This window comes from Micromonospora sp. NPDC005252 (assembly GCF_042872475.1).
GTDB lineage: Bacteria > Actinomycetota > Actinomycetes > Mycobacteriales > Micromonosporaceae > Micromonospora.
Map to the genome: position 1 here is coordinate 22,929 of NZ_JBIAKN010000021.1, position 12,307 is coordinate 35,235.

The 12,307-nt window shown below is 71.8% G+C and carries 11 protein-coding genes and 1 tRNA gene; 11 read left to right on the forward strand and 1 reads right to left on the reverse strand.

What is annotated here, in order from left to right:
- The first annotated feature begins 95 nt into the window (after positions 1–95).
- Both ACFYPH_RS29830 and ACFYPH_RS29835 read left to right on the forward strand, forming a co-directional pair.
- A complete protein-coding gene (locus tag ACFYPH_RS29830; protein WP_363941821.1) occupies positions 96–1,847 on the forward strand; it encodes a CTP synthase in 1,752 nt (583 codons plus the stop codon).
- 46 nt (positions 1,848–1,893) lie between these two features.
- Positions 1,894–2,499: an NUDIX hydrolase gene (locus tag ACFYPH_RS29835; protein ID WP_354859376.1), complete on the forward strand. Its 606-nt coding sequence runs from the start codon at positions 1,894–1,896 to the stop codon at positions 2,497–2,499.
- A gap of 90 nt (positions 2,500–2,589) precedes the next feature.
- On the opposite strand, the gene ACFYPH_RS29840 is transcribed toward ACFYPH_RS29835, so the two are convergent.
- The gene (locus ACFYPH_RS29840) at positions 2,590–2,913 is read right to left on the reverse strand and encodes a TM2 domain-containing protein (RefSeq protein WP_387186438.1); all 324 of its coding nucleotides are present in this window, start codon (positions 2,911–2,913) and stop codon (positions 2,590–2,592) included.
- A gap of 226 nt (positions 2,914–3,139) precedes the next feature.
- Between ACFYPH_RS29840 and ald the strand changes: the two genes are divergently transcribed.
- The 9 genes from ald to ACFYPH_RS29885 all read left to right on the forward strand — a co-directional run bounded on the left by ald (position 3,140) and on the right by ACFYPH_RS29885 (position 11,881).
- Complete coding sequence (gene ald / locus ACFYPH_RS29845) at positions 3,140–4,255, forward strand: alanine dehydrogenase (RefSeq protein WP_387186414.1); 1,116 nt, start codon at positions 3,140–3,142, stop codon at positions 4,253–4,255.
- 12 nt (positions 4,256–4,267) lie between these two features.
- Positions 4,268–5,260 carry a site-specific tyrosine recombinase XerD gene (locus ACFYPH_RS29850; RefSeq protein ID WP_387186440.1) on the forward strand — a complete coding sequence of 331 codons (993 nt, stop codon included), beginning with the start codon at positions 4,268–4,270 and terminating at the stop codon, positions 5,258–5,260.
- Positions 5,261–5,441: 181 nt separating this feature from the next.
- Entirely contained in the window at positions 5,442–6,365 is a 924-nt protein-coding gene (locus ACFYPH_RS29855) for a ParA family protein (protein ID WP_030334877.1), read from the forward strand.
- Positions 6,366–6,406: 41 nt separating this feature from the next.
- The gene (locus tag ACFYPH_RS29860) at positions 6,407–7,429 is read left to right on the forward strand and encodes a segregation and condensation protein A (RefSeq protein WP_387186416.1); all 1,023 of its coding nucleotides are present in this window, start codon (positions 6,407–6,409) and stop codon (positions 7,427–7,429) included.
- A gap of 334 nt (positions 7,430–7,763) precedes the next feature.
- Positions 7,764–8,588: an SMC-Scp complex subunit ScpB gene (scpB, locus tag ACFYPH_RS29865; RefSeq protein WP_387186418.1), complete on the forward strand. Its 825-nt coding sequence runs from the start codon at positions 7,764–7,766 to the stop codon at positions 8,586–8,588.
- On the forward strand, positions 8,575–9,345 hold the full coding sequence (locus ACFYPH_RS29870) for a pseudouridine synthase (protein WP_387186420.1): 771 nt from the start codon (positions 8,575–8,577) through the stop codon (positions 9,343–9,345). The genes scpB and ACFYPH_RS29870 overlap by 14 nt, the downstream gene beginning before the upstream one ends.
- A 196-nt stretch (positions 9,346–9,541) precedes the next feature.
- The gene (gene cmk / locus ACFYPH_RS29875) at positions 9,542–10,222 is read left to right on the forward strand and encodes a (d)CMP kinase (protein ID WP_387186421.1); all 681 of its coding nucleotides are present in this window, start codon (positions 9,542–9,544) and stop codon (positions 10,220–10,222) included.
- Complete coding sequence (der, locus tag ACFYPH_RS29880) at positions 10,219–11,622, forward strand: ribosome biogenesis GTPase Der (protein ID WP_354859389.1); 1,404 nt, start codon at positions 10,219–10,221, stop codon at positions 11,620–11,622. Before cmk ends, der begins: the two co-directional genes overlap by 4 nt.
- A 185-nt stretch (positions 11,623–11,807) precedes the next feature.
- Positions 11,808–11,881: transfer RNA gene (locus tag ACFYPH_RS29885), tRNA-Pro, on the forward strand.
- Positions 11,882–12,307 lie beyond the last annotated feature (426 nt).

Consider the following 12,307-nt stretch of genomic DNA (forward strand, 5'->3'; position numbering starts at 1 on the left):
GAGGTGTTACCGTGGAATCCCGTGGATCGCGTGATCACTTTGCTGATCGAGCACGGCGGTCTGCATGACCGCGACAGACGACACGGGAGCAGGCCTTGGCCCCATCAGCACGGACGACCAGGCACATTTTCGTCACCGGGGGCGTCGCCTCCTCGCTGGGTAAGGGCCTCACCGCCTCCAGCCTCGGCAACCTGTTGACCGCGCGCGGGCTGCGCGTGGTGATGCAGAAGCTCGACCCCTACCTCAACGTCGACCCCGGGACGATGAACCCGTTCCAGCACGGCGAGGTCTTCGTCACCGAGGACGGCGCCGAGACCGACCTCGACGTCGGGCACTACGAGCGTTTCCTGGACCGGGCCCTGTCCGGCAAGGCGAACGTCACCACCGGCCAGATCTACTCCGACGTGATCGCCAAGGAGCGCCGGGGGGAGTACCTGGGCGACACCGTCCAGGTCATCCCGCACATCACCAACGAGATCAAGTCGCGAATCCTGGCGATGGCCGACCCGGACGACGACGGTGTCCTGCCCGACGTGGTCATCACCGAGGTCGGTGGCACCGTCGGCGACATCGAGTCGCTGCCGTTCCTGGAGGCGATCCGCCAGGTGCGCCACGACCTGGGCCGGGACAACTGCTTCTACCTGCACGTGTCGCTGGTGCCGTACCTGGCGCCGTCGGGCGAGCTGAAGACCAAGCCGACCCAGCACTCCGTGGCGCAGCTGCGCAACATCGGCATCCAGCCGGACGCCATCGTGCTGCGCTGTGACCGGGAGATCCCGGTGAAGCTCAAGGAGAAGCTGTCGCTGTACTGCGACGTCGACGCCGAGGCGGTCGTCGCCGCGCCGGACGCCCCGAGCATCTACGACATCCCGAAGGTGCTGCACCGCGAGGGGCTCGACGCGTACGTGGTGCGCCGGCTCGGGCTGTCGTTCCGGGACGTGGACTGGGCGAGCTGGGACGACCTGCTGGAGCGGGTGCACCGGCCCCGGCACACGGTCACCGTCGCCGTGGTCGGCAAGTACGTCGACCTGCCGGACGCGTACCTGTCGGTGAGCGAGGCGATCCGGGCGGCCGGTTTCGGTCACCGGGCGCGGGTGCAGCTGCGCTGGGTGCCCAGCGACGAGTGCGTCACCCCGGCCGGCGCGGCGGCCGCCCTGGCCGGCGTGGACGGCATCCTCATCCCGGGCGGGTTCGGGGTCCGTGGCATCGAGGGCAAGATCGGCACGGCCCGGTACGCCCGGGAGAACGGCATCCCCCTGCTCGGCCTCTGCCTCGGCCTGCAGTGCATGACGATCGACGTGGCCCGGCACCTGGCCGGCCTGGACGGCGCCAACTCGCTGGAGTTCGACGAGCAGGCCGCGCACCCGGTCATCGCCACGATGGCCGACCAGGAGGACATCGTCGCCGGCAAGGGCGACCTGGGCGGCACCATGCGGCTCGGGGCGTACCCGGCGACGCTGACCGAGGGCTCGATCGTCGCCGAGGCGTACGGCAGCACCGACATCAGCGAGCGGCACCGGCACCGCTACGAGGTCAACAACGCCTACCGGGACGCGCTGACCAAGGCGGGCCTGCACATCTCCGGCACCTCCCCGGACGGCCGGCTGGTCGAGTTCATCGAACTGGACCGGGATCTGCACCCGTTCTTCGTGGCCACGCAGGCGCATCCGGAGCTGAAGAGCCGTCCCACCCGCCCGCACCCGCTGTTCGCGTCGTTCGTCCGGGCCGCCGTGACGTACTCGCAGGCCGACCAGTTGCCGGTCGACCTGGAGGCCGCGTCGGAGGCCCCGTCGGCGCGCAAGGCCGCCCGCAACGGCGCCGCGACGAAGGCCGCGTCGGCCTCGTGAGCGAGCGGAGCGAGCGAACCAGCAGGCTCAGCAGCGGGGCGACGGCGTGAGCGACAGTGAGCACCGCTACGAGGTGCGCTCCCGCGAGGAGCGCTATCGGGGTCGGATCTTCGACGTGGTCACCGAGGAGGTGACCATGCCGGGCGGCGGGACCGCGCTGCGTGACCTCGTCCGGCACGTCGGGGCGGTGGCCGTGGTGGCCCTCGACGACGCCGGTCAGGTGGTGCTGATCCGGCAGTACCGGCACCCAATCGGCCGGCACCTGTGGGAGCTGCCCGCCGGGCTGATGGACGTCTCCGGCGAGGAGCTGCCGGCCGCCGCGCTGCGGGAGCTGGCCGAGGAGGCCGACCTCACCGCCGGGCGGATCGACGTGCTGGTCGACCTGCACAGCTCGCCGGGGTTCACCAACGAGATCGTCCGGGTCTACCTGGCCCGGGACCTGGCCGACGTGCCGGCGGGGGAGCGTCACGAGCGCCGCGACGAGGAGGCCGACCTGCAGATCGTCCGGATGGCCCTGGACGAGGCGGTCGACATGGTCCTGGCCGGCGAGATCACCAACGCGTCCGCGGTGGCCGGCCTGCTCGCGGCGGCCCGCGCCCGGGACACCGGCTTCGCGGCGCTGCGTCGGGCGGAGGCGCCGCTGCCGCGCTGAGCGCCGCCGCCGGTCCTTCCCGATCGGTGGGTACGCGAGAAGGGGCCCCGCGGTCAGCCGCGGGGCCCCTTCCCGTTTCGGCGTGGCCGGTCAGTCCCGCAGCGGGCGACCCTGCGCGTCCGTGCCGCCGTTGACCAGGATCAGGATGCCGTCGATGACGCCCCAGAGCGCGCCGACGCCGCACGTCACCAGGCTCACGACGAGCTGGAGAACAGCGATCTTGGTGTGTCCGGTGTAGAACCGACCGGCCCCGAAGGTGCCGAGCAGGATGCCGAGGATGCCCGCGACGACCTTGCTCTTGTCGGAGTAACCCGGGGCGTACCCGGGCTGGTATGGAGGAGTGGTCATGGGCGGACACACTAGTGATCCACTCGCCGGCTGTCCGCACCGCCACACGGCAGATGGGACGATAATGGGCGAACACTGTCCTGACGGCTGAGGTGACGTCCCAATGCCGGCCCGTTCGGCGCCCTGACACTCCGTCAGGTCACCCGGGCACCGGATGCCACTGTGCTGGCTCCCGGCGGGGCCGGACGCGCCTAGACTGCCGCCGGCGGGACCGGTGGACCGTGGCGGCAATGGGGCCGTCGCGGCACCGAGCAGTCGGGGGGAAGCAGCCCCGAAGAGAGGTGTCTGCATCGTGAAGGTCGGAATCCCACGCGAGGTCAAGAACCACGAGTACCGCGTGGCGATCACGCCGGCGGGCGTCAACGAGTTCACCCGCAGCGGCCACCAGGTCTTCGTCGAGTCCGGCGCCGGAGTCGGCTCCAGCATCACCGATGAGGAGTTCGCCGCGGCGGGCGCCAAGATCCTGGCCACCGCCGACGAGGTGTGGGACACCGCCGAGCTGGTGCTCAAGGTCAAGGAGCCGATCGCCGAGGAGCACCACCGGATGCGCGAGGGGCAGGTGCTCTTCACCTACCTGCACCTGGCCGCCTCCAAGTCGTGCACGGACGCGCTGGTCGACCGCAAGGTCACCGGCATCGCGTACGAGACCGTCGAGCTGCCCGACCGGTCGTTGCCGTTGCTCGCCCCGATGTCCGAGGTGGCCGGCCGGCTCGCCCCGCAGGTCGGCGCGTTCTACATGATGCGCACCGGCGGTGGGCGCGGCGTGCTGCCCGGCGGCGTCTCCGGCGTGTACGCGGCGAAGACCGTCGTCATCGGCGCCGGCGTCTCCGGCATGAACGCCGCCGCCATCGCCCTGGGCCTGCAGTCCGAGGTGCTGCTGCTGGACAAGAACGTCGCCCGGCTGCGCCAGGCCGACGCCATCTACCGGGGTCACCTGCAGACCGTCGCCTCCAACGCGTACGAGATCGAGCGGGCCGTGCTCGACGCCGACCTGGTCATCGGCGCGGTGCTGGTGCCCGGCGCGAAGGCCCCGACGCTGATCTCCAACGAGCTGGTCTCCCGGATGAAGCCCGGCAGCGTGCTCGTCGACATCGCCATCGACCAGGGCGGCTGCTTCGAGGACTCGCGCCCCACCACGCATGCCGACCCGGTCTACAAGGTGCACGAGTCGATCTTCTACTGCGTGGCGAACATGCCCGGCGCGGTGCCGAACACCAGCACCTACGCGCTGACCAACGTCACCCTGCCGTACGCCCTGGAGTTGGCCAACCACGGCTGGCGCGAGGCGCTGCGTCGCGACCCGGCCCTCGCCCTGGGCCTGAACACCCACGACGGCCAGGTCACCTACGGTCCGGTCGCCGAGGCGCACGGCATGACCGTGCTCCCGCTGGCCGACGTCCTGGCCTGAAGCGGTGGCGGTCTGACCGGGGTCGCGCAGCAGGCCGGCGTGGGCGCGGAGCCCGCGCCGGCCCTGCGCCGTGCCGTCCGCGGCTACCTCGACCACCTCACCGTCGAGCGCGGCCTGTCCGCGAACACCCTCGCCTCGTACCGCCGGGATCTGGAGCGCTATCTCACGACCCTGGCCGACGCCGGCGTCGCCGACCTCGCGTCGGTCGGCGCCGGCGTCGTCGAGTCGCACCTGGCCCGGCTGCGCGCCGGAGACGACGACCATCCGCCCCTCGCCGTGTCGTCCGCCGCCCGCGCGGCCAGCGCGGTCCGCGGCCTGCACCGCTTCGCGCTGCGCGAGGGGCTGGCCGGCGCCGACCCCAGCCGCGACGTCCGCCCGCCCACCCCGCCGCGCCGGCTGCCCCGCGCGCTGGGAGTCGACGACGTGGTCCGGCTCCTGGAGACCGCCGGTGCGATCACCGCGACCGGCGAGGACGCGCCGCTCGCGCTGCGCGACCGGGCGCTGCTGGAGTTTCTCTACGGCACCGGCGCGCGGATCTCCGAGGCGATCGGCGCCGCGATCGACGACCTCGACGCCGACGAGGGCACCGTGCTGCTGCGCGGCAAGGGCGGCCGGGTGCGGCTGGTGCCGATCGGCGGGTACGCCGTCGAGGCGGTGCGCGCCTACCTGGTCCGGGCCCGCCCCGCTCTGGCCGCCGGCGGCAAGGGAACCCCCGCCGTCTTCCTGAACGCGCGCGGCGGGGCGCTGTCCCGGCAGGGCGCCTGGGCCATCCTGCGCCGCGCCGCCGGGCGGGCCGGCCTGCCGGTCGAGGGCGCCGCGGCGGTCTCCCCGCACACCCTGCGCCACTCGTACGCCACCCACCTGCTCGACGGCGGCGCCGACGTCCGGGTGGTCCAGGAGTTGCTCGGCCACGCCTCGGTGACCACCACCCAGGTCTACACCCTCGTCACCGTCGAGCGGCTGCGCGAGGTGTACGCCACGGCCCACCCGCGCGCCCTCGGCTGAACCCCGGCCGTCGTCGGCTTCGACACGCCGGGCCGGTGCCGAACGCCCTGCTGGTCGGTGGCGTACAGTCGGCATCGGCGCGGACCTCCTGGGGCGACACGACCGGGGTGCGCAGCGGCGCCGCGAAGGACGTCGGACGGCTCCGACGCCGGGTGGGTCGTCGGGAGGGGGCAACGAGCACATGGCTGGCAACGGTGACCGTGCCGAGACCTGGACGTCGGAGCTCCGCGAGCAGCAGGCCACGCTCGGCGCGGACCTGGGTCCCGCGGACCCGGCTGCCTACACGATGCGCAAGCCGATCCCCGAGCCGATGCCCACCGACCGGCACGGCCCCGCGCGCATCATCGCGATGGCCAATCAGAAGGGTGGCGTCGGCAAGACCACGACCACCATCAACCTGGGCGCGGCGCTGGCCGAGTACGGCCGCAAGGTGCTGCTCGTCGACTTCGACCCGCAGGGCGCGCTCTCGGTGGGCCTGGGGGTCAACCCGCACAACCTCGACCTGTCCGTCTACAACCTGCTCATGCAGGACGACGTGACCGCCGAGGACGTCCTCATCAAGACCGACGTCGCGGGTCTGCACCTGCTGCCGGCCAACATCGACCTCTCCGCCGCCGAGATCCAGCTCGTCAACGAGGTCGCCCGGGAGATGGCCCTCGCCCGGGTGCTGCGGACCGTCCGCAAGGAGTACGACTACATCCTGATCGACTGCCAGCCGTCCCTCGGCCTGCTGGCGATCAACGCGCTGACCGTCGCGCACGGCGTGCTCATCCCCCTCGAATGCGAGTTCTTCAGCCTGCGCGGCGTCGCGCTGCTGCTGGACACCATCGACAAGGTGCGCGAGCGGCTCAACTTCGACCTGGAACTCGAAGGCATCCTCGCCACCATGTACGACAGCCGCACCACCCACTGCCGGCAGGTGCTCCAGCGGGTGGTCGAGGCGTTCGGCGACAAGGTCTACCAGACGGTCATCACCAAGACGGTGAAGTTCCCCGAGTCCACCGTGGCCGGTGCCCCGATCACGACGATGGACCCGGCGTCCTCCGGGGCGCGCAACTACCGTCAGTTGGCCCGTGAGGTGATCGCCGCCCAGTCGGAGCGGTAGCCGGAACGCCCCGTGTCCGTGTCGTGGACTACGGTCGTGCGGTGACCGCGCCACCCCTCGACCCGCCCGAAGCCGCTGCTGCGGCCGTGGTCGACGGCGTGCCGCCCGCCTCCCCGCCGGCCGACCCGGCTGCCGCCCCGCCGGCCGATTCGGCTGCCACCGGCTTCACGGTGCGGCTGGCCAACTTCACCGGCCCGTTCGACCTGCTGCTGCAACTGATCGGCAAGCACAAGCTCGACGTCACCGAGGTGGCCCTGCACACGGTCACCGACGAGTTCATCGCCTACATCCGCGCCATGGGCGACAGCTGGGACCTCGACGAGGCCAGCGAGTTCCTGCTCATCGCCGCGACCCTGCTCGACCTGAAGGCGGCCCGGCTGCTGCCCGCCGCCGAGGTGGAGGACGAGGCGGACCTGGCCCTGCTGGAGGCGCGCGACCTGCTCTTCGCCCGACTCCTGCAGTACAAGGCGTACAAGGAGGCCGCCGCCCACATCGCCGAGCTGGAGGCGGTCGGCGGTCGCCGGTATCCCCGGGCGGTCAGCCTGGAGCCCCGCTACGCCGAGGCGCTGCCCGACCTGGTGCTCGGCATCGGCCCGCAGCGACTGCTGAAGCTGGCCGTGCGGGCGATGACCCCGAAGCCCGTGCCGGAGGTGTCCATCGCCCACGTGCACATGGTCCGGGTCAGCGTCCGCGAACACGCGGCGATCCTCGCCTCCCGGCTGCGCCGGGCCGGCACGGCGACGTTCTCGCTGCTGTGCGCGGACTGCGAGGCCACCCTGGAGGTGGTGGCACGGTTCCTGGCGCTGCTGGAGCTGTACCGGGAGGGCCTGGTGGCCTTCGTGCAGGAGCAGGCCCTGGAGGAGCTGACCGTGCGCTGGACCGGCCCGGTCGACGGCGAGACAGAACTGCACGTCGACGAGTACGCCGGCACCCCCGCCGACCCCGACCCGCCCTCGGGGCCGGAGCCGGCGGTGGAGGCCGGGCCTGGATCGGCGGGGGAGGCCGGCTCGGAGTCCGCGGGCGCGGGCGGAACGGGAACGACGGAGGGTGAGCGGGATGAGTGACGAGGAACGCCGGGACTCCCTGGCCGACCAGGCCGCCGCCTGGGTCCCGCCGTGGAATCGTCCCCGCCCACCGGCCCCAACCCCCGCCGAGGCGCCCGAGTCTCCCGAGGCTGCTGGGTCTTCCGAGGAGGCCGAGCCCTCCGACGCTGCTGAGACTCCCGGCGCTGCTGAACCTGCCGAGGCTGCCGCCGCTCCCGCGTCCGCCGGTGCACCCGAAGCGCCCGCGCAGCCCGACACCCGCACGGTCGCCGGGGCTCCCAGCGCCGTCGGGGTCGACGGGGAACGCGACACCGACCAATCCGCAAAATCACCTGGGGCGGTCACCGTCCCGCCGATGTCCGCCGAAGATCTGGGAAGCAAACCGCCCCTCCAGGGGCCGGAATCCTCCAAGATCTCCGCCGAGTCCGCCGGATCCGCCGAGTCCGCCGAGTCGGCCGGATCCGCCGGGTCTGCCGAGTCCGCCGAGTTGGGCGAGCCCTCCGAGCCTCGTGAGACGGTCGGGGTGGCCGAGACTCCTGCGGCTCAGGTGGGGGAGCGGGCTGGGGGCGTACCTCGGCGGGAGGTTGTGGGGCGGCGGCGGGTGACGGCCGCGCCGGAGCCCGCGCCCGACCTGCCCGACGCCGAGCTGCGCGGCGCGCTGGAGGCGATCCTGCTGGTGGTGGACGAACCGGTCAGCGAGCTGGTCCTGGCTCAGGTGTTGGAGCAGCCGGCCGAGCGGATCGGGCCGATGCTCGATGAGATCGCCGCCGGTTACACGGCCGCCGGGCACGGGTTCGAGCTGCGCAGGGCGGCGGGCGGTTGGCGGTTGTACACCCGGCCGGAATACGCTACGTACGTCGAGCGGTTCGTCCTGGACGGGCAGTCCGTGCGGCTGACCCAGGCGGCGTTGGAGACTCTGGCCGTGGTCGCGTACAAGCAGCCGGTGACCCGGTCGCGGATCTCGGCCATCCGGGGTGTCAACTGCGACGGCGTCATCCGTACGCTGGTCACCCGCGGCCTCATCGAGGAGTGCGGCGCCGAACCGGACAGCGGGGCGTTCCTCTACCGGACCACCACGCTGTTCCTGGAGAAGCTCGGGCTGAACACCGTCGACGAGCTGCCACCCCTCGCACCCTTCCTGCCCGACGACGTAGAAGAGCTTGCTGATGCGACCCGATAACCGTTCCCCGAAATCCGACGCCCCCGTCTACGAGGGGGCGGAGCGCCTGCAGAAGGTGCTCGCCGCCGCCGGCGTGGGCTCCCGGCGTGCCTGCGAGGACCTGATCTTCCGGCGGCGGGTGACGGTGGACGGGCGCGTCGCGAAGCTCGGCGACAAGGTCGACCCGGCGCAGGCCGTGATCCACGTGGACGGCGAGCGCCTCCAGGTCGACATCCGCCTCGTCTACGTGGCGATGAACAAGCCACGTGGGGTGGTCACCACCATGGCGGACGAGAAGGGACGCACCGAGCTGGCCGACTTCATCGGCAGACGGCTGGATCAGCGGGTCTACCACGTCGGGCGGCTCGACGCGGACAGCGAGGGCCTGCTGCTGCTCACCAACGACGGCAACCTCGCGCACAAACTCATGCACCCCTCGTACGAGGTGCTGAAGACCTACCTGGCCGAGGTGGTCGGGCCGATCCCGCGCAACCTCAGCAAGCGGCTCCTCGCCGGCGTCGAGCTGGAGGACGGGCCGGTCAAGGTCGACTCGTTCAAGGTGGTGGGCACCCTGGGTAAATCCGCCCAGGTGGAGCTGAGCCTGCACGAGGGGCGCAAGCACATCGTCCGGCGGTTGATGGACGAGGTCGGGCACCCGGTCACCAGGCTGGTGCGTACCTCCATCGGTCCGATCCGGTTGGGCGACCTGCGCACCGGGCGTCTCCGGCGGCTGACCAACGCCGAGGTCGCCGCCCTGTTCAACGCGGTGGGTGACTGACCCCCGAGTTCGGGGTACGGCTGCCGGTAGGCTCGCGACGGCCGGCACGCGGCCGCCGGAGGTGGCGTGGGTCGCCTCGGGCGGCGGCGCGCGTGGGTCCGCCACGGACCCCGGGCATGATTGATGACGATTGACAAAACCGCTTGCGGCGCCAGAGCACCGGGCGATCCGTGAGGTACGGGCTGAGGAGGACACGGTGGAGGAAAACGTACGGGCCGGGCGATGTGTGGTCGCTGTGGACGGGCCGTCCGGTTCGGGTAAGTCCACCGTGTCGCGGCGGCTCGCCGCCGCCATCGGCGCGCGCTACCTGGACACCGGGGCGATGTACCGGGCGATCACGTGGGCCGTGCTGCGCTCCGGCGTGGACCTCACCGACGCCGCGTCGGTGGCGAAGGTGGCCGGCGAGGTGGACCTGCGCATCGGCACCGACCCCCAGGGGTACGGCGTGACCGTCGACGGTGTGAGCGTCGACACGGACATCCGCGGCGCCGAGGTGACCGGGGCGGTCTCCGCCGTCGCCGCGGTGCCGGCGGTCCGTGAGCTGCTGGTCGCCCGCCAGCGCGAGATGATCGTCAACGCCGGTCGGATGGTGGTCGAGGGCCGCGACATCGGCTCGGTCGTGGCACCGGACGCCGACCTGAAGGTCTTCCTCACCGCCTCCGAGGCGGCTCGTGCCGCCCGGCGCAGCGCCGAGGACGCCGCTGACGTGGCGGCCACCGCCGCCGACCTGGCCCGCCGGGACCGGCTCGACTCGACCCGCAAGGTCAACCCGTTGGCCCAGGCGACGGACGCCGTCGTACTGGACACGACCGAGCTGGGCATCGACGAGGTCGTGCTCCGGCTGCGTGACCTGCTCACCGAGCGGGGCGTGGCATGAGCGATCCAGGTGGATGGGTTGAGTTGCGCGAGCCCGACGTCGCCGTCGAGGAGCCGACCGGCCCGCAGCCGGTGGTGGCCGTGGTGGGTCGTCCGAACGTGGGCAAGTCCACCCTGGTCAACCGGATCATCGGCCGTCGACAGGCAGTCGTCGAGGACGTCCCCGGCGTGACCCGCGACCGGGTGCCGTACGACGCGCAGTGGAACGGCCGGTCGTTCACCGTGGTGGACACCGGCGGTTGGGAACCGGACGCGAAGGACCGGGCCGCGGCCATCGCGGCGCAGGCCGAGACGGCAGTGGTCACCGCCGACGTGGTCCTCTTCGTGGTCGACGCCATGGTGGGCTCCACGGACGTGGACGAGGCCGCGGTGAAGATGCTGCGGCGCAGCGCCAAGCCGGTGATCCTGGTGGCGAACAAGGCCGACAACACCGCCATCGAGATGGAGGCCACCTCGTTGTGGTCGCTCGGCCTCGGCGAGCCGTTCCCGGTGTCCGCGCTGCACGGACGCGGCTCCGGTGACCTGTTGGACGCCATCCTCGCCGCGCTGCCGGAGGCCCCGGAGATCGTGGAGAACCGGCCGCGCGGGCCGCGCCGGGTGGCGCTTGTCGGTCGGCCGAACGTGGGCAAGTCCAGCCTGCTCAACCGGTTCTCCGGCGAGGAGCGGGCGGTCGTCGACTCGGTCGCCGGCACCACTGTGGACCCGGTGGACAGCCTGGTCGACATCGGCGGTCAGACCTGGCAGCTGGTCGACACGGCCGGTCTGCGCAAGCGGGTCGGCAAGGCCAGCGGCACCGAGTACTACGCCAGCCTGCGTACCGCCGGCGCGATCGAGGCCGCCGAGGTGGCCGTGGTGCTGCTGGACGCCAGCGAGCCGATCAGCGAGCAGGACCAGCGGATCCTGACGATGGTGACCGAGGCGGGCCGGGCGCTCGTCATCGCGTTCAACAAGTGGGACCTGGTCGACGCCGACCGCCGGTACTACCTGGACAAGGAGATCGACCGGGAGCTGCGCCGCATCCCCTGGGCGATCCGGCTGAACCTGTCGGCGATGACCGGCCGCGCGGTGGACAAGCTGGCGCCGGCCCTGAACAAGGCCCTCGCCAGCTGGGAGACCCGGGTGCCGACCGCGCACCTCAACCAGTGGCTGACCGCGCTGGTGCAGGCCACCCCGCACCCGGTGCGCGGCGGACGCGCGCCACGCATCCTGTTCGCCACCCAGGCCGGGGTGGCGCCGCCGCGGTTCGTGCTCTTCACCACCGGCCCGCTGGACGCCGGATACCAGCGTTTCGTCGAGCGCAAGCTCCGCGAGGAGTTCGGGTACGAGGGCAGCCCCATCGAGATCTCGGTACGCCCCCGCAAGAAGCTCGGCCCCGGCGGCCGAGGCAAGGCGCACGGCTGACCCTGCACGCCCAAAATGCCGGATGGTCCTCCGAGGCCATCCGGCATTTCCCTACCCCACCCTCCTAGGACGCTCTAGGCGGTGTGCGGGTTCGCGACCCGCACGACCCGGGTGGGGCCTGTGCGGCCGACCGGCAGGCGCTGCGCTAAGCTGTACCGGCTGTCGCGGGGGAAACCTTGCGGGGGCGGGACGTGGCGCAGCTTGGTAGCGCACTTGACTGGGGGTCAAGGGGTCGTCGGTTCGAATCCGGCCGTCCCGACCGGTTGACCTGGGGAGATGAAGATCCCTCCAGGTCGCGGCGGTAACATTCGGTAACGGATGATCTTTGTTGGCGGTAACGGCCTGGGTGGTTGGCCGTTGACGTGCCTGCTGTACAACGCGCTGACCTGCCGCTTCATCCGGGTCCTGGATGGAGCGGCACTTCTGCTCTTTATTGCGCGTCAAGTGCTGCAGATGTTGCTAGCTGTCGCTAGCCCCGATGATGCGACACTGATGTACAGAGGATCGTCGGTGGGTCGAGCTCACGACGATCCAAGCCGGGTCGAGCCGATCTTCTACCGCACGGCGCCGAGGAGGCATGCCTTCTCGGAACGCTGGACTACGAGGACGCCGGCCGGCCCCGCTTTGATGTCCGAGTGCGCTCCGCGACTAACGGGCTGGTCCGCGACGGCCGTTGTCTTCCCCG